The sequence below is a fragment of the Staphylococcus sp. HMSC034G07 genome (assembly GCF_001835975.1).
Taxonomy (GTDB): domain Bacteria; phylum Bacillota; class Bacilli; order Staphylococcales; family Staphylococcaceae; genus Staphylococcus; species Staphylococcus ureilyticus.
In genome coordinates, this window is record NZ_KV826608.1 from 1 (window position 1) to 25,902 (window position 25,902).

A 25,902-nucleotide genomic window follows, 5' to 3' on the forward strand; every position below is an offset into this window, starting at 1 on the left:
GATTCTGAGGTTGCTGACTCTGAGGTAACTTCTGGTGAGACAACTACAACAACTCAATCTGACAATGAAGCACAAACTGAAAAAGTGAATACTTTAGATTCAGATATAAATACGTCACCAAAAACAGTTCAAGTCTATAAAAGTGAGGCAACACCAAAATTAAGAATGGCTAGATCAGTTAGTACACCAACTATAGCTACAAGATCAGCTGTCAGTACTAAATCTACATCTAAAAGTTCATTACCTAAATATACGCCAAAAGTAAATTCGTCAATAAATAATTATATTCGTAAAAATAACTTCAAAGCACCTAACTATGAACAAGATATCGCAAGTTATTTACCAAAATATCAGTATCGTTATGGTAAACCTGAAGGTATCGTTATGCATGATACTGCAAACGATAATTCAACAATAACTGGTGAAATAAATTACATGAAAAATAATTATAATAGCGCATTTGTACATGCTTATGTAGATGGTAATCGTATTATTGAAACAGCTAATACAGATTATTTAGCATGGGGTGCTGGTCCAGCTGCAAACGAACGCTTTATTCATGTAGAATTAGTCCATACTCATGACTATGATTCATTTGCTCGTTCTATCAATAACTATGCAGACTATGCAGCTACAAACCTACAATATTATGGACTTGCTCCTGATAGCGCTGAGTATGATGGTGTTGGGACTGTTTGGACGCATAAAGCTGTAAGTAATTATTTAGGTGGATCAGATCATATCGATCCACATGGTTATTTAGCTAATCATAATTATAGTTATGATGAACTTTATGATTTAATTTATGAAAAATATTTAATTAAAACAGGTAAAGCTGCCGCTTGGGGTTCTACGTCATCTGGAAGTACAAGTGGAAGCAAAAATGAGTCAAGTGGTTCTACTACAAAACCGTCTACTAATACTGGTAAATTAACAGTATCAACGAACAACGGTGTTGGGCGCATAAACACAAATAATGATGGATTATATACCACTGTTTATGATCAAAATGGTAGAAAAACAAGTAAAACGAATCAAACGTTAAAAGTTACAAAATCGGCGACTTTAGGAAACAAAAACTTTTACTTAGTTTCTGATTATAATAAAGGTAATTTAATTGGATGGGTACATCAAAGTGATGTAAGTTATAACTCTGCTAAGCCAGTTGCTAAAAATAATCAATCTTATAAAATCAAACCTGGTGAAGTGATTTATACTGTACCTTGGGGCACTAGTTCTCAGAAAGCAGGCACAGTTTCAGGCAGCTCTAGTCAAACATTCAAAGCATCAAAACAGCAGCAAATTGGCAAAACAAATTATATTTATGGCACAGTAAATAATTTATCCGGTTGGGTAAGCTTAAGTAAATTAACTTCAACAAGTAAAACAGCTACCTCCCCTAGTACAAGTAATAATTTAACTGTCAATACGCTTATCAATCAACAAGGTACAGTCGCTAAAACAAATCATGGTGTTTATACATCTGTATATGATCAAAAAGGTATTCAAAAATCATATGTGAATGGTAAAACTTACAAATTAAGTAAAAAAGCTACATTAGGTAAAAATTCATTTTATTTAATTACAGATAACAAAACAAATACTAACCTAGGTTGGATGCAAACAGGTGACATCACTGTTAAAGAAGCAGTTACAAAAGCTACTGCTACTCCTACAACATCTGTTAGTAAAATCGGACAATTAAACACAAACAATTCTGGTATTAAAGCAACTGTTTATGATAAAAAAGGTAAAAATGCTTCTAAATTTGCTGGTCGTACGTATACTGTAACTAAGCAACGTACTCAAGGTAATAACACTTATGTGTTAATCCAAAATACAAAACAAAATACACCAATTGGTTGGGTTAATACTAAAGATATAAATACGCGTAACTTAAGCAAAACAAAAGCTAAAAATGGACAATATACTGTAAAAGCTACTAACAATGGCTTATATGCAATTCCATGGGGTACAAAAAATCAGCAATTAGATACCCAAAATAATATTAAAAACAGTAAATTTAACGCATCAAAATCTGTGTTTGTTGATAAAGACGAGTACCTATACGGAAACGTCAATAATAAAACTGGTTGGATTGCAGCTAAAGATTTGAATAAAACTCCAACACAATCAAAAATCACACCACAAAAATTCGACTATGTTATTTACAATGCCAATGGTAACTATTACCTTGATCCTAATGCTACAAAATCAGCTGGATCATTAAAAGGTTTCCATGAAAGCATATTTACTGTTTTTGAAAAACAAATCATTAATGGGGTAACTTGGTATCATGGTAAATTATCGAACGGTAAAATTGTTTGGATAAAAGAAAGCGACTTACGAAAAGAGCTTGTAAAATACTATAAATCTAATCTTACTTTAGATCAGGCAGTAGCGTTACAACATGGTTTGAAATTCAAACCTCAAATTCAACGTACACCTGGAAAATGGGAAGATGCAACAAAAAGTGAGATTAAAAATGCTATGGATAGTAGTAAGCTTGCTAAAGATCCAACTCAAAAATACCAATTCTTACGCTTAGATAAATCACAAAATATTTCTGGTACTGATTTAGATAAACTATTAGTTGGCAAAGGCATATTAGAAGGACAAGGTGAGGCATTTAGTGAAGCTGCTAAAACTTATAACATTAATGAAGTTTATTTAGTTTCTCATGCCCTACTTGAAACTGGAAATGGAACTTCTAAGCTTGCTAATGGTGGTGACGTAGTAAATAATAAAGTTGTCACTAATGGCGCTAAAAAATATTACAATATGTTTGGTATTGGAGCCGTTGATAAAGATCCTGTAAAACAAGGTTTTGCTACCGCTAAAAATAATGGCTGGGATACTGTTAAAAAAGCAATTGTTGGTGGCGCTAAATACATTGCTAATTCATACATTAACCAAGGACAAAATACTTTGTATAAAATGCGTTGGAATCCTGATAATCCAGGCGTTCATCAATATGCAACTGATGTTGCATGGGCATCTCATAATGCTACACGTATTAAAGGTTTCTATGATTCAATGAATAAATTGGGCAAATATTTTGATGTAAACACATATAAATAGCATGAAATCATAATGTGTAAGTTTTAAAACACAAATAAACCTTAGGTGAAAATTCACCTAAGGTTTATTTGTTTATATAGTGCTAACATATTAAGTATCATTATACTAAACAGTTTTGTAAACGTCATAGAAGCTTTTTAAATCTCTGTTATGACATATTGTTCTTTTCCAACATGAAAGCTTTTCCAATCATTGGATAGCTATTTATTGTTTCTATGCATTTTTGGTTCATTTGAACCCTATCATAAATTTGTATCATATCGCTGTGTTACATAATAAAATGATGCTGAAAATTTTAGCCTCCATTTATCATTTACTTGATATAATGATGATGCGTATTTAATTTATTTAATAAATAATTTAGATTTTCAATATCATTTGAAGTTAAATTTTGACACCTTGCTTCTATCAAAGCCACCCTAACTTCGTTAATTTGTTGAACAAGTGCTTTTGTTTTTTCTGTAATCATTAAATCTTTACATCTTAAGTCTTTGTTTGACTGTTTACTAGTTATATAGCCCATTTGACATAATTTTTTGATCCATCTAGACACAATAGACTGTTCTTTATTAATTTTCATTGTTAAATCATATTGTGATAACACATTATAATGATATAAAATCCTTAACATTTCTAACTGTTCTGAAGTTAAATCTGTGCGTTGGCCAAACCTTCTACTGACTAAATTTAAATCATTACTTGTAAGTGTAATTAATTGTTCTAGTTGTTTATACATGTTGTTTCATCTCCACTACTTTAATTAAAATGTTCAATAGCATTTAAATTTATTATTTTATTTTCTAATATTATAATGTTATTCCTCATAATATACAATAATAATCTACAAATCAGTCGGTTTTGTTGCATTTGTCATATGTTTTATAATAAATTAGTAACAGTGATTATAAATTTTACCTGCATATAAAAGGAGCAACCCTATGACACAGTTAAAAGAAAGAGATTATTTCTTCGACAATGCGAGAATGATATTAATTTTTCTTGTTGTATTTGGTCATTTATTACAACCATATACTGAAGAAAGTAAATATCTTTCTTCACTTTATTTAACTATATATAGTTTCCATATGCCCTGTTTTTTATTCATCTCAGGTTATTTTGCTAAAAAAGCAGGCAAAGCTGGTTATCTAGAGAAAGTTTCAAAAAAATTGTTAGTACCTTATTTTATTTTCTTTGGATTTTTCACCTTTTACTATTATTTCACAGGAAAAGAGGACAGTGTTAAATTCGATCCATTTGATCCTGTTTTTGCATTATGGTTTTTACTGACATTATTCTTTTTCCATGTCATATTAGTAATAGTAAAAGACTATAAACCTTATTTTGTATTACCAATATCTATTATTATTTCTTTATTTGCAGGTTACTCAGATAATATTGACAATTATTTAAGTTTTTCAAGAACAATCATGTTCTTCCCTATTTTTTATTTAGGTTATTTATTTACGAGTGAACATACACGTGTGTTAAGAAATAAGAAATTCATACCGGTCGCTGTTAGCATTTTACTCCTTTTTTATATCATTTATACCTTGCATCCTATAAATGCTGATTGGTTATTAGGTGATTCACCTTATATGTCACTGGAAGGTAAACAAGATTTATATAGTCCAATTAAACGTTTGCTATTATACTTTATTATTTTAATTACAATGTTTTCTTTCCTTAATTTAATACCTGAAAAAGAAAGATTTTTCACATACATTGGGCGTCGCACTATGTATGTCTATTTACTACATGGCATTGTAATTGGTATTATACGTGGTTTTAATATTTATCCGTTTAAAGACCACATCTCTATACTGACTTATATATATCTACTCTTATTTACTAGTATAATTGTATATGTATTATCAACTAGATTTATCTCTAAGTGGACCAATCCAATTATTAACTTGCAATCCCCTTCGAATTTTAAAGATTAAAATAATTTCCAGCCGATTTGTAGTTGATTCAAATATGTTACGATGGTAGTAATTTGATATTTTAAGCTAGTCATACTTATTTAACTACAAATCGGTATTTTTATTTTGAGGTGAAAAACAATGAAGCTATCATTAAACGACAATTCTAAATTTTTAACAGCACCAAGTATTAGGCAATTTTCAAATAAAATTAAAGATATTGATAATTGTATCAATTTGACAATCGGTCAACCAGATTTTCCTATGCCTGATGTCGTAAAAAATGCATATATTACTGCAATAAAAGAAAATCAAACAAAGTATTCTCATAACAAAGGGTTAGTTGAAACACGAAATGCAGTCAGTCATTATTTTAAACAGCGCTATGGTTTCCATTATAGCTCTGATGAAATTATTATTACAAATGGCGCTAGTGAAGCGTTAGACACAGCTTTGAGAAGCATTATTAACCCAGGTGATGAAATATTAATCCCCAGCCCTATTTATGCAGGTTATATCCCTTTAATTAAAACACTTGGTGGCGTTCCTGTATATATCGACACTACAAAAACAGATTTCAAAATAACACCTGAAGCAATCAAGCAAAATATATCGTCAAAAACAAAAGCAATTCTTTTAAATTATCCAACAAATCCCACTGGTGTTATTTTGACTTATGATGAAATTCATGCACTTACAGAAATGTTAAAAAATGAAGAGATTTTTATCATTAGTGATGAAATTTATGCAGAAAATACCTTTAATCATCAACACACTTCTTTTGCTGAATTTAAATCCATCCGTGATCAGTTATTGCTCGTCAATGGATTAAGTAAATCTCACTCTGCTACTGGGATTCGCATTGGTTTTCTAATAGGTCCTGAATATTTAATTGAAAAGTTAACATTTATGCATGCCTATAATTGTATATGTGCTAATGTACCTGCTCAAATAACTTGTATAGCAGCATTAAACGAAGGATTAGATGCACCTCACTATATGAACAAAGCATATATTGAAAGACGAGATTTTTTAATCACAAAACTACAATCTTTAGGATTTAAACTCGACGCTAAACCAGAAGGTGCTTTTTATATCTTCCCAAGTATTGAAAATTTCACAGAAAATGATTTTGATTTTTGCGTTGATGTACTCGAAAAAGCACACGTTGCAATGGTACCAGGTTCTTCATTTACAGACATTGGTAAAGGCCATGTGCGTATTTCTTATGCCTATGAACTCGATGCCTTAAAAGAGGCAATGAGAAGATTAGAACTTTATATAAAAGAACATTATGAATAACGCCTTGTTATTCTGTATTTAAAATTTATTTACCAATGATTACTACGCTAACTTCCATATTCTATGTAGGCAGCCAAAAAACTCAATTGAATATAATCAAAAAATTTTAGTGTGATTAATATCCGACATTCGATTAGTCGGTATAATGATTTAATAAATCGAGAAACTATATCAAATTGTTAATAATAGTAGGATTAATAAAGTGAATTTTTTAATGTGATTATTATGCTGAGGATTATATGGAAAACTTACTTAGAGATAACTACGCACTTAAGCAGAGGTAATTTTCTTAAAAATATATCTGTTAAGAAGTATGACATAAAAGAGGCTCGTAAATGAATTTCTAAAAATTCATTTACGGGCTTCTTTTATATTACGCTTTATATTTCAAATATGTGCATTTTATTGATAAATATTTTTTTCAGCAAATTTTTTCATTAATTTATAATATATATCTATATCTTCTGAACTCATATTGAACTGAGTTAACACTTCATCTGAAATTTGCTCAAATTTCTCTTTTAACACACTTCCCTTTTGTGTCAATTGTACTTTAACTCTTCGTTCATCCTCTTCTGTTCTCATACGTTCAATTAGTCCTTTTTTTTCAAGTCTCTTAATAATTGGGCTTATTGTACCAGAATCTAAATATAATTGATCGCATAATGTCTTGATAAATACAGGATTTGAGTTTTCAATATATAACATCACTACATAATTTGGAAAGCTAATATCATACTGCTTTAGGTGTTTGTTAAATTTATTTACTATCTCTTTACTAGAAACATAAAACAGAAAACACATATCTTTCATAAGTTCTTTATTTTTATATTGTGTCATTCATTACTCTCCTCTGCCCTTTTTTATTATATTAATAGAAATTTTATTTTTGGTCAAATATAATAACAAAATGTTTAAAAGTTTTAACATTACTAGTATTAGTCAATAGAATATTCTGAAAACTAATTTTATCCAACTTACATGTTTTTCATTTAATTTTTAATAATAAATTTAAAACCTGGATTTTCATTTTATATTCTCATTTTTATCATTGATGAAAATGAATTTTTTAACTTTAGATTCATTCATATAACCAGTCATTATGTATCATTTTGGTAATAAGGTGTATTCGTTCGAACCATGCATTGGTCAATTTGTCACTCAGCATCAAATAATCACTAGACAACTTTAAAACAATAAAAAAACCGTTAATTTCTAAATATTCACTAGAAATTAACGGTTGTCGTTTTAGTTTTAATACCATGACTTTCATTCAAAAGCCTCTATATTTATTGACGCGTTGTTACTAAATATCTTTACTTATGGAAATTTAGGGAATTGATCAAAATCAGGATTACGTTTTTCTTTAAACGCATCTCTGCCTTCTTTAGCTTCGTCTGTTGTGTAATACAACAGCGTAGCATCGCCCGCCATTTGTTGTAATCCTGCTAATCCATCAGTGTCAGCGTTCATCGCTGCTTTTAAGAATCTTAATGCTGTCGGAGAATGTTGCATCATTTCTTCACACCATTTCACCGTTTCATCCTCTATATCAGCTAAAGGTACAACAGTATTTACTAAGCCCATGTCTAAAGCTTCTTGTGCATTGTATTGACGGCATAAATACCATATTTCACGTGCTTTTTTATGTCCTACAATGCGCGCTAAATATCCTGAACCATAACCTGCATCAAATGATCCTACTTTTGGACCTGTTTGACCAAATATTGCATTATCTGCAGCGATTGTTAAGTCACAAACAACATTTAATACATTTCCGCCACCAATTGCATATCCTCTAACCATAGCGATGACAGGTTTTGGAATAATACGTATCAATCTTTGTAAATCCAACACATTAAGACGCGGAATTTGATCTTCACCTACATAGCCACCATGGCCACGTACTTTTTGGTCTCCACCTGAACAGAATGCTTTATCACCTTCACCTGTAAGGACAATAACCGAAATACGTTGATCATCTCTAGCTCTTGTAAATGCATCTATCATTTCTTGTACCGTATTCGGCGTAAACGCATTACGAACTTCAGGTCTATTAATAGTTACTTTGGCTATGCCGTTATAAAATTCGTACTTAATCTCTTTATATTCTTTAATTGTTTCCCATTGTCTAGTCATTTTGCTCCTCCTTAAAAATAAAACCTAACACTATTTTATCAAATTCTGTCATTTCTTCCACATGTACAGTATGACCACTACCTTTAACTTCAAATAGACTCGTCTCTGGTATTAAGTCGCACATGTGATAACCAATTTTTATAAATTTTTCGTCGAAACTTCCTACAATTATGCAAGTCGGAATTGCAATATCTGATATTTTTGGCCATAAGTTAGGCATTTGTCCAGTACCATAATCTCGTAAAGCTTTTGCTAATCTCACAGGATTTTGTTGTAATCGCATTTGACGAATCTTTCGTTTTGTTTCTGTATTTAAATTATACTGACTTTGAAATAAAGGTAATTTTTCCCAATCATTTACAAAAATTTCTAATCCAGCAATTTCTAAAACTTTTGCACGTGCTTGATCAATTTGAATTCTTTCGATGCGGTCGTCTTCATCTGCAATTCCTGGTGAACTGCTTTCTAATATCAATCCATTTAAGTGGCACGTTCCATAAAGCGCATAATATAAAGCGATTCTACCACCCATAGAATAACCGTGTAAAAAAATACGATATGCCTTAAACAAAGCTAATGTATCGTCTAATAATTGGCAGATAAATTCGAAATTCCAAGTACTCGTTTCACTTGATTGATCAAAACCATGACCTGGCAAGTCAATGGTTAATACATTGATTTCATCTGTGAACGTTTTGATATGTTCATCGAATGTCGATTGATCACTTATAAATCCATGTAATAATACGATCAAATCATTTGAGTTCTTTGTAGATTGATGAAATTTATAATGTAACATCTATAATATCACTCAATTTCAAATAAAGATTTTGGTGTTGGCTTAAGTTTTCATCACGATTTGTAATGATTTCATATATATGTGCACCAAGTTTTGACAGTTCTGCATACTTAAAAGTTTCAATTGTTTCAAAACGTCTGTAAGAAAAATCATAAAGTAATGCAGCATGTTCAAAGTTTAATCCTGTCGGTGTACCAAATAGTCTTTCAAAATAAATATCAGCAGACGACTTTTGTGGTAAAAAGGAGAAAATTCCGCCGCCATCATTATTTAAAAGTATGATATTTAAGTTAATATCATTTAATTTTGACATAAGTAAACCATTCATATCATGGTAAAATGCTAAATCACCTATTAATAATGTGACACGTTTATGTGCTGCCATTCCTATCGCTGTAGAAATAACACCATCTATGCCATTTGCACCTCTATTAGCATAAATCTCTGCTTCACAATCTATAAATAAGTTATCGACATCACGGATTGGCATACTATTGCTAACAAATAATGCATCCTCTTTCGTCAATTTATCTAATAGATTTGCTACAAAAGCTGACTCATCCGTAGCAGTTCTCAAATAATCTTTGATTTTAATATGTGCTTGCTTTTCTAGTGATTGCCATTTTTCTAACCAATTTTTTCGTTCTACAGTTGGAATTTCAGAAAGCTGCCTAAAGAAATCATTGGCCGACATTTCGTAAGATACATGCGGTACCTTTGGAAATGCATCTGGTTGATCATTATTTTGCACTAATATTTGAAAAGCTTCTGTAGCTTTTAACCATTGATTTACTTTTTTAGAAATCACTGGTTTACCTACGCGAATAATAAAATCAGCATTTATAGATAACCCCGATCTATACAGTAAATCATAAGTTGTCACTACATTAGGATGATGTTCTTTACGTAATTGACTCAAAGGATCTGCCAAAATAGGCATGTCATGTATGGTTGCATAAGTAAGTATTTGATCTACATCTTGATGTTGCATATCACCCACAACAATGAGGCCTTTACGTTTTTGCATAATCGTTTTGATTTCATTCAAACTTGCTGTTTTTTGATAATGAGGCAAAATCTTATTATCTGAATTTAACCATTCTACTTTTTCTAGGTTCGGTGTTAATGGCTCTCTAAATGGCAAATTCAAATGTATGGGTCCACGATGCGGACCGTAGAAATATTGGCTTGCTTTTTGTATTTGAAATTTGATAGTGTTTAACAAATAATCTTGTGATTCATCGGCATCTGCTATTGGAAAATCAAATTGGTATTGAACATAATTCTCGAACATATTTGTTTGATTTATCGCTTGCGGTGCACCTATTCCTCTTAATTCATGCGGTCTATCACTCGTCAATACGACTAATGGTAAATGACTTAAATCACTTTCTGCAATTGCAGGCGTATAATTGGCAGCTGCAGTACCAGATGTACATAAAATTGCAACTGGTCTTTCACTACCTTTCATTAACCCCATCGCAAAAAAAGCAGCGCTACGTTCATCTGGATGAATCCAAGATTTCAGTTTTGGGTGTGCCTCTATAGCAATAGCTAGTGGCGTTGAACGAGAACCAGGGCTTATTACCACTTCTCTTATGCCATATGCATATAGTTCTGAGACTAATGTAAAAACTTGTTTTGTTAAAGCGTCTGTGTGATTACTCATATTTCTCTACTCCTAAAGCTTTCATCATCGGATTGAATTTAACCGCAGTTTCTTCTACTTCACTATCAGCATCAGAATTTTGTACAATACCGCAACCAGCAAATAAAGTAGCTTGATTCTTTTTAATTAACATCGATCTAATAGCTACGATGAACTCACAGTTATCATACATATCAATATATCCTACTGGTGCGCCATATAGACCTCGTGTACCAAATTCATTATTTTCAATATAAGAAATTGCTTCTTCCTTAGGATAACCACCTAATGCTGGTGTAGGATGAAGATTATCTAATAATCCAATATATGAATTTTGTAACAACCGTCCTTCAATTTTGGTATATAAATGATATAAATGATCATTTGTTAAAATTTGAGGTTTTTTATTAAATGTAATTTCTTCTACATAAGGTTTGATATCATTCAATATACTTTTAACAACAAAATGATGCTCATTTAAATTCTTGTCATCGTTTAAAAATGCATCAATATTTGCCTTATCTATGTCATCTCGATGTGTTCTTTTAATTGTACCAGCAACAGCTTTCGTCGATAACACGTCATCTTTGACTTCCATTAATTGCTCAGGGGTTTGGGAGAAAAACACACTATCTTGTGATTCAAGCACAAATAAGTAGCTATTATGTTCACCCTGCATTGCCCTATTGAGTATATATGGAATGTTAATGTTTTTATCAAACATAATAAGCCTTTTTCTTGCAAGGACAATTTTTTTATTTTCATCTAAAATATCAATTGTATCTTTAACTAACTCACGCCATTCGTCTTTATAAATATCGTCAATTCTTTTAATATCCCCTATTTCATCACTAGGTTGAACGTCCTTTTGTGTAAGTCTATCAATGATTGCTAAGAAAGTATCTATCTCAAACTTATCGGCTTCTACTGTATACGTTATAAATGATTGTCCCTGCTCCATCGTAACGAGTACTTCAGGTAAGACAAAATGATTAATACCAAACTCACGCCATTCATCACCTGATTTATGCGTTGAAAATTGGAAACCACCACAAATTTTCAAATGATGTCTTTCTGAATTTGGATGTATTAACTCAATATCATTTTTATACTTTTCCCACTCACGAAAAATAGATTGTTTATTTTCAAAATCGTTTTTAAATCTCGTGATAGCATGATAGCCAAAGAATGAAGTTTCGTTGTCATTTTTCTTGAAATAAAAACGGTCTCCCGCACAATCTTCGGTTAAATGAAATAATAATGTAGGCTCTAATTCATAATCTAATTTTGCTTCTACAGAAACCCAAGTATGGTTACTTTCGTATACCGCTTCGACAATTTCACTTTCCTTGACATCTAAAGTCATCTATTTCACTTCTTTCATTTCAATATCAGTTTACACTCATTATAATATTGTACCACTTTTCACAATCTGTGTACGTTTTTCAGCTTATTTCATGTAGACAATTTTTACGTAAGTTGACCTTTACAACTTCTTCTATTAAAATTAATTTGATAAAAATTAATTATATTAAAAGAATTCGAGGTAAATCATTATGGCATCTCAATACCAACAATATTCAACAGTCAGAAAATACTGGCACTTAATGCGGCCACACACATTGACTGCTGCAGTAGTTCCAGTTTTAGTAGGTACTGCAACTGCAAAAATATTCCTTCTAGGTAGTGAAGATCATCTAAAGCTTAGCTTATTCATTGCTATGCTAGTGGCATGTTTACTTATCCAAGCAGCTACAAACATGTTTAATGAATACTATGATTTTAAAAAAGGCTTAGATGACCATACTTCAGTAGGTATCGGTGGCGCAATTGTACGAAATGGCATGAGTCCAAAATTAGTCATGAACTTAGCCATAACATTTTATATTATCGCAGCGATTTTAGGTATATTTATCGCTTCCCAAAGTTCATTCTGGTTACTTCCTATTGGGTTAGTATGCATGGCAGTAGGTTACCTATATACAGGTGGACCATTCCCGATTTCATGGACACCTTTTGGAGAACTATTTTCAGGAATATTTATGGGTATGATAATTATTTTAATTGCCTTCTTTATCCAAACTGGTAACATACAAAGTTTAGCGGTATGGATTAGCATTCCAATCGTAATCACAATTGGTCTTATCAACATGGGCAATAATATCAGGGATTGGGTTAAAGATAAGGCAAGTGGTCGAAAAACATTACCCATTTTATTAGGGAAAAATAATGCTGTTCGCTTTTTAGCATTGATGTATATCGTTGCTTATTTGCTCGTTATCTATATCACTTTCTTTAAACCTGGTGGTTCGATTTTCTTCTTGCTAGCTTTATTATCTTTCCCAATGCCAATCAAAGCAGTTAGAAGATTTAAAAAGAACGACACACCTGAAACAATGATGCCTGCAATGGCTGCTACTGGAAAAACAAATACATTCTTTGGTTTCCTTTATGCATTAGGTATCTATATCAGTGCTTTATTAGGTGGGATTTAATAACACCCTGTATTTAATTTATTATATATACAAAATCGTTCTTCATTCATTTGATGAACGATTTTGTATTTTTACTAGTATATGCTAAACATGTACTAAGTGATAATGCATATGTCCATATAAATCAAATTCACTTTTAATTTCAAAACCTAATTTTTCATAGACACGTAATGCTGCAGTATTATCAACATCACAATTTAAACTCCATTTTTCATCTGGGTAGTTTGAAATGACATGTTTAATCAATTTCGTTGCTACACCATTTCCACGAAAATGAGGAAATGTTGCTACAGTTTCAATGTACCATTCATCATTAGCAGCCTCTTTCATCGGCATTGGTGTGCCATAAGATTTTATATCTTCCTCTAAATCCATGTCTAGCCATGCTTGTTCAAGTTCTAATTCTTTACTGCCAGGATATGCGATCAAACAGCCTGCAACGTTACCATCAATTTCATACACCCATACATTACTAATGTGCCCTCTATATTTTACATCTACCATGCTTTGTTCCATTATATTTAGCAAACGAAATTTTTCGACTTCCTTTACCATATCGATATCTAATTGACTCCAAATGATATAACATAATTCCGCAATATCTTTTTTGTCACTAGGCTTAGCTTTTCTAATCATTTTATTTCTCCTTTATTTATTACGATTATTAATTCCATTATATCTGAATCAATTTAAAATTTCGATGTAATAACAACCATATAATTCAAATTTTGTCACATTGTTTTATTTGTTCAATTTCACTATTTAAGAGATAATTAATACAATAATCTAGAAAATGAAAGGACATTATACACATGAAAGTAAACAAAGTTATATACGTCGTACTTGCATTTCTTTTGGGTTGGTGTGGCATACATAAATTTTACTCAAACCAATTACTACAAGGTATTATACATTTAATATTTTTTTGGACTGGCATCCCTTATATTATTGCTATCATTAGCGGGATATTAACAATTTTCTTTAACAAAGCAGATGAAAATGGTCTCATTACCCTCGAAAAATAGTTTTATACTAACTTGCTAAAAAATCCCTTACATTTTCATTACACTTATAAAAAATGGGTAAAGGTATGTAAGTAGCATGTATGAGTTTCGTTTAGGAGGTAAAATTTTATGAATATTATAAAACGTGTTTTTAGAACACTGATTGTCGGTTATATTGTAAGAGGAATTAGAAACTTAATAAGTAAAAAAACAAAATAAATTAAAGCCCCACTTCTCAATTTATTGAGTTAGTGGGGCTTATGCATGAGCTAGATCAGGCAATCCCTAATACCACTTCTCTATTTATTGAATTAGCGAGCTTATGTATGAGCAATGATGCTCTAGTCACATTGCAATAACGGAAAACAAATCCATATAATAATAAATCTCTCTCTTTTCTGCACCCATCCACATCTAAATTATTCATTTAAACTTACTTTTATGTTTTACTGAAAAGCAATTACTATTTGCTAATGTTGTCGCATAATTTTTATTACGTATTTATCGAAAATTAACCGGACGTAACAAAAAAAGTTAAATCAACGTATTATTTACATCAATTTAACGGGAATTCGGCATTACCTTTACCGTCTTTTAAATCTTCCATTTTGTTACGTTATAATGCTGCACCGACTTCGCCAGCTTCTTCATAGAATTTTAATGTTCGTCTATCTGAATTACCATTATGTAATTTTATATCTATACTCCGTTGTTCTACTTGTATTAATAATTGATCTAGTGTGTTCGTAATTTAAATATTCTTCCTTATCTAACAATATTGTTAGATTTTATATATTGCTTCAAATTTATTTTGTTAAGTGGTTTAATTGCTTTGGAGGTGATTATATTGAATCAATCTAATAAAAATCAAAATATTTTATCATCACTAAGTTATTTCAGTGTGTTTTTCGCACCAATTATATTTCCAATATTCGTTTGGATATTTGCTGAAAAACCAACTTCTACTCATGGTAGAAAAGCATTATTTAATCACATTTGGGTATATATTTTCTTATTCTTTGCAAATCTAGGTTTCATCTTTTCTCGAGAAGTTTTCGATAAACCTTTTGACAATCAAGAAGTAATATCTAATGTTTCATTCGGTATAGGCATTTTTTTATTACTCATTGCTGGCATTATATTTCTTTTCAACATCATTCGTGGTATCAAATTGCTTACGGATAAATAATATTGTCCCATCCTTAACTGGATGGCTTTTTCCATCTTTATATTCTCTCCCTTTCATCGTCTACATACTACAATCTATCAATACTGCCGTGACATTAATTACAAATAAAGCAGCTATAAAGACTTTAAAAAAGTTCTTGTTAGAAACAATGTTGATAATTTTACATCACTTTTGATAAGACATACCCATGCATCAATATATTAAAGTAAAGAATTTTCAATGCCATATATTAGTAAAAGATTAGGTCATGCAAATATTGAAATTACTTGGTGAGTATATAATCATTTGCTTGAATAATTGAAATCACAGGAAGATGATAAGCTACTTAAAGCCTTTAATTTCTAGCTGGACAACTCAACGGACAAAAAATTTTAAAAGTGTTCAAGTCGTCCCATGTTGACCAAAATTTATAGAATTCACTTTTGTATATTTTTCATAAAATAAAAAGAACGCTGATTTAACAACGTTCTTTTGTTATCCAAAGTATTTACTTGAAATGATTTTTCTGTTTTTACGGAAACAGTTAAAGCCGAAAACGATAAGGCTATTCAAGCGTTAGAAAGTATGGAAACTCACACCAATGCGTTGGCGTATCTTGTAAAATCTATATAACTATTAGCGTTTCATCGTCTTAAAAGTTCATTTAAGACACTTAACCAAACTTATCCAAATATAATAAAAACCCGTCAAATCAACGTTTTACTCACGTCAATTTAACGGGCTTATCTAATTTACGGAAACGGAGGGATTCGAACCCTCGCGCCGCTCTCGCGACCTACACCCTTAGCAGGGGCGCCTCTTCAGCCAACTTGAGTACGTTTCCAATGGCTCCACAGGTAGGACTCGAACCTACGACCGATCGGTTAACAGCCGATAGCTCTACCACTGAGCTACTGTGGATAAATATTATCTCTAATCAAGCACAAATATTATTATATCAATTAATAGCAAATTTTCAAGAGATATCGTAAAAAAATATGCAGAACATTTACACTAAATTAATATAATATTCCGCATATTCTACTTTTACATTAATATTTTTAATAAACTTTACTATTTACTTTCAAACAAAGAATACTTAGCAAGTGCTTCATATATATTTAATTGTGGTTTTGTATAATCTATAGGAGATTCTGGATCAAAAGTTGCAACTCTTGCCGCTCTATCCATCATATAATAATAATAAATACCATTTAAATATTGATGTTGCATGCTATGAGCTGAAATGTTTACAACGATAGATTGATTATCAACAAAGTTCACTTTGCATTTTTTATCTTTTAGTGATTTAATATTTTGAACATAATGGATATTAATCCATGTATTTTGTGTTTTTCTATCAGAATGTGTTGGAAAAAAATAAGTGGGAAATAAAGGAGTGAATAAAATCGGGGGCTTGCTGCTAATACCTGTAATTCGAATGGTATCCTCTTTTTTAAAAACATAACTACTACCATAAAATCTACAAGAGCGGTCAATAATTTTGTGGGTACGTTCTTTTATTGTACTTTCATCTTCTTTATACCTTAGCACTCTTGTACCTTCATATTGGCCAACGGGTAAATGGCACGGTTGCAATGACATATCACCTTTTTTAATAATATACGGTTGAATCATAGTTGTAACCTCCTTACAATTTTGGTGATACTCAAATAATATACTATCATCATTTTAAAATCAACTTATATTATAAAATATTTTCTATATATTCTACAATTAAATTTTAGTTACGAATCTTTTTCTATTTTTTAATTATTGAAAGTTTCGTTTTACACTTATTTTTTCGGAAAAGTCAGAATATTCGTTGATTTAAAAATCAAAACCTTGTATAATGTATTTTAAATATAGATAGAGGGGTTGTGTTGATAATGAAACATAATACACATGTAAAATACAATACTTTAGAGTCTTTTGTATCAACAATTAATGACTTAGGTATCGAATTAATCATTGATGAATCGTTAAGGAATGTCCGTAAGCAACAATTAGAAAATCTCATCGATCATGCACTTAAAAATAAAAACGAGAATGATTTCAAACGCTATACAAAAGAATATAAACTTTTGGAGGCATATCTCGTTGGTTAATTTAATTGTCATATATTTAAAATAAGGTCTATTCACTAATTAATTAAAGTTAGCGAATAGACCTTTTATATTGTTTATTTAAGACATTAATCTGATTAACTCATATCTATCAATATCTCCAAAATAGTGATAGATATCATAATCTGCTAATGCTTCTTCTATACTATCAAAGTCATGCAATGTGCCTTCCAATGCATGTTCTAATTCAGTAACGTCTCCCACACCAAAGAAGTCACCGAAAATTTTAGCATGTTCAATTCTTCCTTTTTTAACATCTAATTTAATTTGAACAAATCCTTTTTCAAATTTTTCTTCTCGTTCAAAATTATATTTAGGATTTCTACCGTAATTCCATTCCCAAGTACGATATTTTTCATTACTTAATTGCTCTATATTTGCCCAATCTTCGTCTGAAAGCTTATATTCTTCAACTTGTGTAGCCTCACCAAATATTGTTTTTAAAATAATTTCTTTAAAAGTATCAATATCTAATGGTTCAGTTAAGAATTCTGAGATATTAGCAACTCTACTTCTCACAGATTTAATACCTTTCGATTTAATTTTTGCTGGATTCACACGCAAGGCATTTTGAACTTCATTTAATTCACTGTTTAACATTAAAGTACCATGGCTAAACATTCTATCTTTTACTTTGACCATGGCATTACCGGAAATTTTAGCTTTACCGATTTGAATATCGTTTCGGCCACTCATTTCTGCATCTAATCCAAGTGATTTCAATGCTTCCACTATAGGTTCAGTGAACTTTTTAAAATTATGAAAACTATTGCCATCATCATCCGTTATAAAACTAAAGTTTAGGTTGCCTGTATCATGGTACACGGCACCGCCACCTGAAATACGTCTGACTACATCTATACCATGTTCATCAATATAAGGTTGGTTCACTTCTTCAATCGTATTCTGATTTTTGCCAATAATAATTGAAGGACGATTGACATAAAACAGAAAATAACTATCGTCATTCGGCATGTGCTTTAATACATATTCTTCCATTGCCAAATTTAATGTTGGATCTGTAATATCATTATTACTAATAAATTTCATATACTGCACTCCTTTTCCTCTTAATACCCTTACCTTATTTATGCAATATTTTCATTAAAAATGCCAATCATTTAACTGATTTATACTAATTTTTCTAAAAAAAGAATGATAACTGTATATTTAAAGGTTATTTGTTTATTTGTCTGTCGTTTTTTTGTATAATACTATCTAGTTAGCATTTCTAGGGAGGATTCAATATGACTGTCGCAGAAGTCGGAAATATAGTAGAATTTTATGACGGTTTAAAAGGCCGCGTAGAAAAAATTAATGATAACTCTGTAATTGTAGATTTAACAATTATGGAAAACTTCAATGATCTAGACCTGCCTGAAAAAACTGTCATCAATCACAAGCGATATACAATCGTCGAACAAGAAGGATAGTTTATATGAATAGAATTTCAAACGCTTTAATCTGGTTTATTGTAAGCTTCATCGTATTTCACATTATTTTATATATCATGTGGGGTGAAAAGCAAGAATACTGGTACCTTTATACTGGTATCATGCTTATCGCAGGTATCAGTTATATATTTTACCAAAGAGATATTGAATCAAAAAGATTATTAACATCTCTAGGGATAGGTATTATTACGGGTATCGTACTCATTATTATACAGCTAGTTTTAGCAGCTATCTCATCAGATATTCAGTACGCATCACTGATTAAAGAGTTAACGCGAACAGGTGTATACTTTAAATGGCAAATGTTAGTTACTTTATTATTTGTGATACCGTGTCATGAACTTTATATGAGAACTGTATTACAAAAAGAACTACTCAAATTAAACATTCCAATGTGGTTAAGCGTATTAATAACAGCAATTTGTTCTGCTTCTTTATTTTTCTATCTAGATAAAATGTGGATTGTTTTCTTTGTATTCATCGTTCAAATTGTGCTTTCATTAAGTTATTATTATACGCGTAGAATTGCTACGACTGTCATAGCACAAATTGTTGCAGTAGTTATTCTATTAATTTTCCACGGATAAATTGAAATAGAAACACAAGCTTATGAATGATGTAAAAAAGATTAAGATTTTACAGCTTATACCCCACAGTTTGAAAGAGATGAGGGCATAAAAGGTCTCTGAATGAAAATAAACGCCAATTTCTATTGAAATAATATAGAAATTGGCGTTTTCTATGGTTTTAAGAGATTTTTATAGCACATAAATTTTATCAAATAATAACATTAAATGTTTGTTTTTGTTCGATGTGATAGTCATTATCTTTTAAATTTCTAGCAATTAATTCAACCATCGTAATTTCACCCGTTTCGTGAATGACAGCATCTTCTAAATATTGCTTATAGTTTCTATAGCAGTAATCAGTCATACTTACACGATACATGTGGTCTAATTTAATATTTTCCAATGTCACACGATGGTATGGCTCTGCATTCATATCTATTGTATAGTTAACACCTTGCCAAAACGTACATAAGGTTTCATCTACGATTGTTAAGCTCAATGCGCCGTCACTAAAAGCTATATGTGAATAGCAATACTCTAAAATATCATGAATCTGTTGACCTTTCATTGTTAAATCAACTGGGACATCTGGATGAGGATAGGCATTAAATAAATCTTCATTTGTAATGATGCCATTGAGCCCCTCTTCACCACTCGTTGGTAAGTGTACACAAGATATATCATAATCATAGGCTAATCGAATACTATCATGTAATAACTGTGTGAATGGATGAGGTTTTGTTATAACATCACTCAAACCATTTACCTCTGCTGACAAAGCATTTTCGTTTATGCTTTCTTCACTCCAATTACAAACTGTTTTTCTATCATAAAAAGTCAAATCTAATAATGCTTGGTCTTCTGGATAATGATTTAAATCCACAATTTTAGAATTGACATCTTCTAATTCATACGAATTTGTGCGTTTTTTAAAGTTAATCTTCACATGTATAAGTTGTTCAGCATTTTGTCCTGCTTGTACATAAAGCGTCTGATCATCTCTACCGATAAACGTTTGATGTTGATGACCAGTAATTAATAAATCAATAACGCCTAGGGTCTGCATGATTTTTTCCGCTTCATTTACATTTTGCTCACGCTCATTAGAGGTTTTATTTAGTTGATTTAGTCCACCATGGTATATAACAATTAAAAAGTCTGGCATTTCGCTTTCATGAATAAATCGAATCCAACGTTTAGAAGAGCGTAATGTTTTTTCAATTCGTACATCATTTTCCATTTCAAAATGTTCACGCTCCATTAGCCCATCTGAAGTCAAACCCACTATTGCGATTTTGACACCTTCTATTTCTTTAATTGTATATGGTGTAGAAAAATATGGTTCTTTTGTACGTTTATATTCAATATTTGCCGATAACCATGGAAACCTAGACAATGATACTGCCCTTGAAAAGAATGACAGACCAAACTTAAATTCATTAGGACTAATACCACTTGCATCGTATTGCATAGCATTCATCAATTTTATCATTGGATGACGTTTATAAGGTGCTACAACTGCATAATAAAATGCTGCTAACGAACCTGCTAAACTACCACCACTGTCTAATAAAATAACGTAATCATTTGTTTCTCTAATACTTTTAACATAAGATCCTGCTCTATAAATATTGGAATTATTCTCACCACTTTGAAAATAACTATGCATATCGGAAGTAGTGATAATGTCTATTGCGATTTTTTCACTTTTTTTCATACGCCTCTCCCCTCATTAATATTAGTCTAACACGTTTCTAAAATAGCTTGAAATAATAATAAACATATATCATCAACAGTGAATATTTGCCAACTATACGCTTTTATCCTGAAACTAAAAGCACCAGTACATCATTTGTTAGATGTACTGGCACCATTGTTTCATAAACTATTCAGTTCAGATTTACATTTAACAATCAACCAATTTGTACGCGTTCTTTAGGATAATGAAATTTATCAGGTTCTCTACGTCCACCAATCATAATAATAAAACTGATTAAACCAACACGGCCAATTAGCATCAACACCATCAAGACACCTTTACTCATATCATTCACATCACCAGTAATACCTAATGATAATCCACAAGTTCCAAATGCCGACATAACTTCAAAAAACGCTTGTAAAAATGAAACCTTTCCATTTTCAACAACCAGTATAAAAATCATACTCGTAAAAGTTAATATGCTAGCCATGATAAAGACAGCAAATGAACGTTGAACATCAGTTATGTGAATTTCACGATTAAATGCTTTGATAGACGTTTTTTCAGGTTGGTTGCTAAAGTTTAAAAGGAATAATATTAAAATCGCAAACGTCGTAGTTCTAATCCCCCCACCGACAGAACTTGGGGATGAACCTATAAACATCAGTATACCCATAACGATATTCGTACCTTCTCCAAAACCACTTACATCAATAGTTTGAAGCCCTGCGCTCCTTGTTGTAGCTGATTGGAATAATGCATAAAATAGCGATTTGTGCCAACTCATATTCTGAAAAGCTTGGTTATGTTCGAATAAAAGGATAATTAATACGCCGAAAATAAACAAACCAAAATAAGTGACCGTGGTGATTTTTGCAAATAATGAAAATCTAAAATTAGGAATTCGATTTTTGATATATGCTTTCACTTCTATCAATACAGGAAAGCCAATTGAACCTAACATGATTAAAAACATAACAATAGTTTGCACAAAATAGTCATTTGCATATGGTATAAGTGATTGTCCAGTTATATCAAGCCCACCATTTGTTGTTGCTGATACCGATACAAATAATCCTTGCATAATTGCATATTGAATGTCGGGGTTATCTCTATAGAAATAAAATGCTAATAATGATGCACCAACAAGTTCTATGATAATGATTGTTCGAACAATATCTAAAATCAATTTCACAGTACCACTCATCGTATGTTTATTATTATCAAGCATGATTAATTGGCGTTCACGCATACCAATATGTTTACCTAAGACAACCCACAGCATAGTTCCAATGGCCATAACACCAATACCACCTAAATTTAGTATCAGCATGATAACCACTTGGCCAAATGTTGTGTAAGTATCAATAATGTTAACTGGCGTTAGACCTGTTACACTGACACCTGACACAGCAACAAACAAGGAATCAATTGGATCTACAGAAACATTGGACTTATGGACAAACGGCAAGTTCAGCATTAAAAATGCCACGATAATTGCCACGATATAATACATTACAATCCCTTGTTGAGGACTTGATTTTTTTAACAATTGGTTGAAAATGGACAACGTTTCTTCACCTCAACGTTACTTCAGTTTAATCTTAATATCCTTTTCTTTACCATCCCTATATATTTTAGCTGGTAGCGTTTTTAAATCATCTTTATGATTAAAAATAATTTGTCTGTATCTAAGATTATCTTCTAATGCTTTACCATCTAATTCTACTATGACATCATTTTTTTGCAACCCGGATTTTTCACCTAATGAATCTTTTTTAACATCACCTACTAGCACGCCTTTTTTAACATCTTCTGGTAAATTAATAGATTGTTTGGTAGCTTCATCAACCTCACTAATATTAGCAATCTTCACACCTGTATTAGGATATTTAACTTCACCTTTATCTTCTAATTGCTTGGCAATGTCTTCAGCGTCATTGACCGGTATGGCAAAGGCAATACCTTCAACATTATCCATATCTATTTTCAAGGATGCTATACCTACTAACTTACTATTTCTATCAATCACGGCTCCACCTGAGTTGCCCGGATTTACAGGTGCATCTATTTGGAAAGCACTCATTAACACATCATATTGATCGTCTTTATTGATATCCACTGGTATGTGTCTGTTCAAACCTGAAATAATACCATCAGAAATACTTCCTTTAAAATCTACACCTAGAGGGTTTCCTACGACTATAATTGGTTCACCTAGTACTAAAGTACTGGAATCGCCTATTTTAATTGGTTTCACTTTACTATCCGATTTTACTTTAGCTTTAACAACGGCGATATCTGAATACTTATCCGTGCCAACAACTTTTCCAATCGCATAGTCATCATTACCATATGTAATCTTCTGTTCTTTTTTATCTCCAACCACATGTGCGTTGGTCATAATAAAAATAGAGTCGCCCACTTTTTTGTAGACGACACCTGAACCTAATTCATTTTCTTTACCTGCTTCTTGTGTCTCTTTTTCGGCAGAAGTTCTATCATCACTTGTATCATTTTCAACAGTTACTACTGAATGAATTGCACTGTTTGCACTTTTCATTGTTGTTGTATAAGCTTTATCTTTATTTTGATTATCGTTAAACACGCTATCATTTGAAGTACCATTTTCATCAACATTTTTGAATATAGCTTGTATGAGTGTAAGTAAAACAATAACTGCAACAACAATTAAAATTTTAGCCCAATGTTCAATAAAGAAAGCCTTAACTTTAACAGAAGTATTAGCTGTGCTTTCATGCTTAGTTTCATTGTTACGATTCGAATGTTCACTGGCACTTTTTTGGTGCTTCATTTGGAAAGATGTTTGTTCATCATTACTCAAATAATCATCAACTCTAGATTGTTGTGCATTCTCTGAGTAAAAGTTTTCTTCCTGCTGTTTTTCAGCTGGGACATGTTGTTCATTTGATTGTGCACTGTTATTTTGATCCACATTCTCAACATGTGATGATTTTGAATTTATATTATTTTTTTCATCCGCTATGTTCTCGTTTTCATTGTATGGATGATTGATATTGTCCGCTGAGGTTGACTCATCGTTTTCTGTTCTCTCTGGTGTATGTTTTGAGTTCCGTGCAGCAGCAATGGCTTGTTGTTGCTGAATTTCTTCTTGTGTAAGCTTTTCAATACGTGCTTTTCTTAAATTTTCTTTCACACGCTCTTCATTATTTTTAGCAAGTATTTCAGCCTTTTCTTCACGCTGTTTTCTAGCTTGACGTTCTTGTTGCACACGTTGTTCCCGTTCCTCGTTATGAAAGTACTCACGTCGTTTGCGTCCATACTTTACTTTTGGGATGATATGTTTTTTATTTTGCGTCACAATAAGCCCCCCTATTACTTTTGATTGCAATTCTATTATGACATATCAAATATAATTTTTCTGCTTTATTTTGTCATATAAAGTTAGCATACTACAGATTATAGTCTCTTTTATTAAAAAATTCTAACTTTATCTCATGAAAAATAAAACAAAGCCTGAGACATAGTTTTTTATGACTCAGACTTATTTATATTATTTATGTTCTTTTTTATTATTTTTAACAGAAGTTAACCAACCAATAATCACAAGTGCAATCATAACCGTCCAGAAAATAGATTGCCATAATACACTGTGTGGGAAGTGTTCCGGTAATATTTTAATATCTGGGTGCGCTAACACCATAATAACTAATTTAATACCTACCCAGCCTACAATTGCAAATGCAGCACCTTCTAAACCAGGATATTTATTCAATAGATTTACAAACCAAGTGGCAGCAAAACGCATGATGATTACACCTAGCATACCACCTAAGAACATGACTGCAAACTGTCCAAGGTCCATACCACCAAAGTGTATACCAACAGTAGGTAAAGTTACTGCAATAGCAAGTGCAGCTAACATAGAGTCAATCGCAAAGGCAATATCTGCAAATTCTACTTTTAATACTGTACCCCAAAATGCTTTTGGACTTGCATGTATTTCCTCACCTGACTCATCATAATGGTGGTCATCCGTACCATCTTCTTTTTGGTGATCTTTTTCATTAAAGAATGATATGAGATTCTTAATGGACATGTATAATAGGTAAATTGCACCCAATGCTTGAATCCACCAAAAATGTGCGATAATGCTTATTAAAAATAAAGAAATAAAACGGAAAATAAATGCACCTAACAGTCCATAAAACAATGCTTTTTTACGTTGTTCTGGAGGCAAGTGTTTAACCATGACTGCCATTACGACAGCATTATCTGCTGCTAATAATCCTTCTAAAAATACCAGTACTACTAGAACCCATAAATAAGGTAAAATTAAACTCGGATCCATTTAGGACAACTCCTTTAGTTTTTTACATAAAAATAGAGACCTAAGCTAAGTAAATGCTACACACATTTTCGATCATATACACGCCTATAGTAAATTAAACTGTTAGCTTTATATATTTTGTATGTTTGTAACATTTATAAGCAAAGGTCTCACTCGACAG

24 protein-coding genes and 2 tRNA genes are annotated in these 25,902 nt (G+C 31.5%); 10 read left to right on the plus strand and 16 right to left on the minus strand.

The genetic code is table 11. The annotated features are described in order from the left end of the window. Window positions 1-3,081: GW dipeptide domain-containing protein (locus HMPREF2586_RS06110; RefSeq protein WP_070657720.1), on the plus strand; the 3,081-nt coding region annotated here is incomplete at its 5' end. Window positions 3,082-3,394: 313 nt separating this feature from the next. Here HMPREF2586_RS06110 and HMPREF2586_RS06115 read toward each other — a convergent pair. After that, window positions 3,395-3,817 (minus strand): MarR family transcriptional regulator, encoded by a 423-nt coding sequence (locus HMPREF2586_RS06115; RefSeq protein ID WP_046207911.1) that lies wholly within the window; start codon window positions 3,815-3,817, stop codon window positions 3,395-3,397. 202 nt (window positions 3,818-4,019) lie between these two features. Here HMPREF2586_RS06115 and HMPREF2586_RS06120 point away from each other — a divergent pair, with 202 nt between their 5' ends. Continuing rightward, window positions 4,020-5,024: an acyltransferase family protein gene (locus HMPREF2586_RS06120; protein ID WP_064209410.1), complete on the plus strand. Its 1,005-nt coding sequence runs from the start codon at window positions 4,020-4,022 to the stop codon at window positions 5,022-5,024. A gap of 120 nt (window positions 5,025-5,144) precedes the next feature. Then, window positions 5,145-6,305, plus strand: coding sequence for an aminotransferase class I/II-fold pyridoxal phosphate-dependent enzyme (locus HMPREF2586_RS06125; RefSeq protein ID WP_070812688.1), 1,161 nt, complete (start codon window positions 5,145-5,147; stop codon window positions 6,303-6,305). A 402-nt stretch (window positions 6,306-6,707) separates the two neighbouring features. Here the strand turns inward: HMPREF2586_RS06125 and HMPREF2586_RS06130 are convergent, their stop codons facing one another. The 6 genes from HMPREF2586_RS06130 to HMPREF2586_RS06155 form a co-directional block, all read right to left on the minus strand. Next, complete coding sequence (locus HMPREF2586_RS06130) at window positions 6,708-7,145, minus strand: MarR family winged helix-turn-helix transcriptional regulator (RefSeq protein WP_064209412.1); 438 nt, start codon at window positions 7,143-7,145, stop codon at window positions 6,708-6,710. Between the two features lie 241 nt (window positions 7,146-7,386). Then, on the minus strand, window positions 7,387-7,578 hold the full coding sequence (locus tag HMPREF2586_RS06135; protein ID WP_046208092.1) for a hypothetical protein: 192 nt from the start codon (window positions 7,576-7,578) through the stop codon (window positions 7,387-7,389). A gap of 47 nt (window positions 7,579-7,625) precedes the next feature. After that, entirely contained in the window at window positions 7,626-8,444 is an 819-nt protein-coding gene (menB, locus tag HMPREF2586_RS06140; protein WP_046208091.1) for a 1,4-dihydroxy-2-naphthoyl-CoA synthase, read from the minus strand. After that, window positions 8,437-9,243: a 2-succinyl-6-hydroxy-2,4-cyclohexadiene-1-carboxylate synthase gene (menH, locus tag HMPREF2586_RS06145; protein ID WP_070657725.1), complete on the minus strand. Its 807-nt coding sequence runs from the start codon at window positions 9,241-9,243 to the stop codon at window positions 8,437-8,439. The genes menB and menH overlap by 8 nt, the downstream gene beginning before the upstream one ends. Continuing rightward, complete coding sequence (menD, locus tag HMPREF2586_RS06150; RefSeq protein ID WP_070657728.1) at window positions 9,230-10,912, minus strand: 2-succinyl-5-enolpyruvyl-6-hydroxy-3-cyclohexene-1-carboxylic-acid synthase; 1,683 nt, start codon at window positions 10,910-10,912, stop codon at window positions 9,230-9,232. Before menD ends, menH begins: the two co-directional genes overlap by 14 nt. Next, complete coding sequence (locus HMPREF2586_RS06155) at window positions 10,905-12,257, minus strand: isochorismate synthase (protein WP_046208088.1); 1,353 nt, start codon at window positions 12,255-12,257, stop codon at window positions 10,905-10,907. The genes menD and HMPREF2586_RS06155 overlap by 8 nt, the downstream gene beginning before the upstream one ends. Window positions 12,258-12,447: 190 nt before the next feature. Here HMPREF2586_RS06155 and HMPREF2586_RS06160 point away from each other — a divergent pair, with 190 nt between their 5' ends. Further along, a complete protein-coding gene (locus tag HMPREF2586_RS06160) occupies window positions 12,448-13,386 on the plus strand; it encodes a 1,4-dihydroxy-2-naphthoate polyprenyltransferase (protein ID WP_064209416.1) in 939 nt (312 codons plus the stop codon). A gap of 84 nt (window positions 13,387-13,470) precedes the next feature. Here the strand turns inward: HMPREF2586_RS06160 and HMPREF2586_RS06165 are convergent, their stop codons facing one another. Further along, complete coding sequence (locus tag HMPREF2586_RS06165) at window positions 13,471-14,022, minus strand: GNAT family N-acetyltransferase (RefSeq protein ID WP_046208086.1); 552 nt, start codon at window positions 14,020-14,022, stop codon at window positions 13,471-13,473. 176 nt (window positions 14,023-14,198) lie between these two features. On the opposite strand from HMPREF2586_RS06165, the gene HMPREF2586_RS06170 reads away from it, so the two are divergent. From HMPREF2586_RS06170 to HMPREF2586_RS06175, 3 genes are all read left to right on the plus strand, one after another. Further along, entirely contained in the window at window positions 14,199-14,411 is a 213-nt protein-coding gene (locus HMPREF2586_RS06170; protein ID WP_046208085.1) for a TM2 domain-containing protein, read from the plus strand. 108 nt (window positions 14,412-14,519) lie between these two features. Continuing rightward, on the plus strand, window positions 14,520-14,609 hold the full coding sequence (locus HMPREF2586_RS13045; RefSeq protein WP_019469096.1) for an SAR1012 family small protein: 90 nt from the start codon (window positions 14,520-14,522) through the stop codon (window positions 14,607-14,609). 628 nt (window positions 14,610-15,237) lie between these two features. Beyond that, window positions 15,238-15,579, plus strand: coding sequence for a magnetosome magnetite crystal formation protein family (locus HMPREF2586_RS06175; RefSeq protein WP_080937822.1), 342 nt, complete (start codon window positions 15,238-15,240; stop codon window positions 15,577-15,579). A gap of 734 nt (window positions 15,580-16,313) precedes the next feature. Here HMPREF2586_RS06175 and HMPREF2586_RS06180 read toward each other — a convergent pair. The 3 genes from HMPREF2586_RS06180 to HMPREF2586_RS06190 all read right to left on the minus strand — a co-directional run bounded on the left by HMPREF2586_RS06180 (window position 16,314) and on the right by HMPREF2586_RS06190 (window position 17,196). Continuing rightward, window positions 16,314-16,402, minus strand: a tRNA-Ser gene (locus HMPREF2586_RS06180). Window positions 16,403-16,404: 2 nt separating this feature from the next. Next, window positions 16,405-16,479: transfer RNA gene (locus HMPREF2586_RS06185), tRNA-Asn, on the minus strand. A gap of 153 nt (window positions 16,480-16,632) precedes the next feature. Beyond that, window positions 16,633-17,196, minus strand: a complete 564-nt coding sequence (locus tag HMPREF2586_RS06190; RefSeq protein ID WP_070812689.1) for a competence protein ComK — start codon at window positions 17,194-17,196, stop codon at window positions 16,633-16,635. Window positions 17,197-17,447: 251 nt separating this feature from the next. Here HMPREF2586_RS06190 and HMPREF2586_RS06195 point away from each other — a divergent pair, with 251 nt between their 5' ends. Beyond that, a complete protein-coding gene (locus HMPREF2586_RS06195) occupies window positions 17,448-17,666 on the plus strand; it encodes an IDEAL domain-containing protein (protein ID WP_070657730.1) in 219 nt (72 codons plus the stop codon). A 78-nt stretch (window positions 17,667-17,744) separates the two neighbouring features. On the opposite strand, the gene HMPREF2586_RS06200 is transcribed toward HMPREF2586_RS06195, so the two are convergent. Then, window positions 17,745-18,734, minus strand: coding sequence for a lipoate--protein ligase (locus HMPREF2586_RS06200; protein WP_046208081.1), 990 nt, complete (start codon window positions 18,732-18,734; stop codon window positions 17,745-17,747). 197 nt (window positions 18,735-18,931) lie between these two features. Here HMPREF2586_RS06200 and HMPREF2586_RS06205 point away from each other — a divergent pair, with 197 nt between their 5' ends. Both HMPREF2586_RS06205 and HMPREF2586_RS06210 read left to right on the plus strand, forming a co-directional pair. Further along, window positions 18,932-19,117, plus strand: a complete 186-nt coding sequence (locus tag HMPREF2586_RS06205; RefSeq protein WP_002508073.1) for a YkvS family protein — start codon at window positions 18,932-18,934, stop codon at window positions 19,115-19,117. Window positions 19,118-19,122: 5 nt separating this feature from the next. Next, window positions 19,123-19,725 (plus strand): CPBP family glutamic-type intramembrane protease, encoded by a 603-nt coding sequence (locus HMPREF2586_RS06210; RefSeq protein WP_046208080.1) that lies wholly within the window; start codon window positions 19,123-19,125, stop codon window positions 19,723-19,725. Between the two features lie 190 nt (window positions 19,726-19,915). On the opposite strand, the gene HMPREF2586_RS06215 is transcribed toward HMPREF2586_RS06210, so the two are convergent. The 4 genes from HMPREF2586_RS06215 to HMPREF2586_RS06230 all read right to left on the minus strand — a co-directional run bounded on the left by HMPREF2586_RS06215 (window position 19,916) and on the right by HMPREF2586_RS06230 (window position 25,742). Next, the gene (locus HMPREF2586_RS06215) at window positions 19,916-21,424 is read right to left on the minus strand and encodes a bifunctional metallophosphatase/5'-nucleotidase (RefSeq protein ID WP_070812690.1); all 1,509 of its coding nucleotides are present in this window, start codon (window positions 21,422-21,424) and stop codon (window positions 19,916-19,918) included. Window positions 21,425-21,620: 196 nt separating this feature from the next. Further along, the gene (locus HMPREF2586_RS06220; RefSeq protein ID WP_070657733.1) at window positions 21,621-22,979 is read right to left on the minus strand and encodes a TrkH family potassium uptake protein; all 1,359 of its coding nucleotides are present in this window, start codon (window positions 22,977-22,979) and stop codon (window positions 21,621-21,623) included. A gap of 18 nt (window positions 22,980-22,997) precedes the next feature. Next, complete coding sequence (locus HMPREF2586_RS06225) at window positions 22,998-24,752, minus strand: S1C family serine protease (RefSeq protein WP_070657735.1); 1,755 nt, start codon at window positions 24,750-24,752, stop codon at window positions 22,998-23,000. A gap of 192 nt (window positions 24,753-24,944) precedes the next feature. Beyond that, a complete protein-coding gene (locus HMPREF2586_RS06230) occupies window positions 24,945-25,742 on the minus strand; it encodes a TerC family protein (protein WP_046208076.1) in 798 nt (265 codons plus the stop codon). Window positions 25,743-25,902 lie beyond the last annotated feature (160 nt).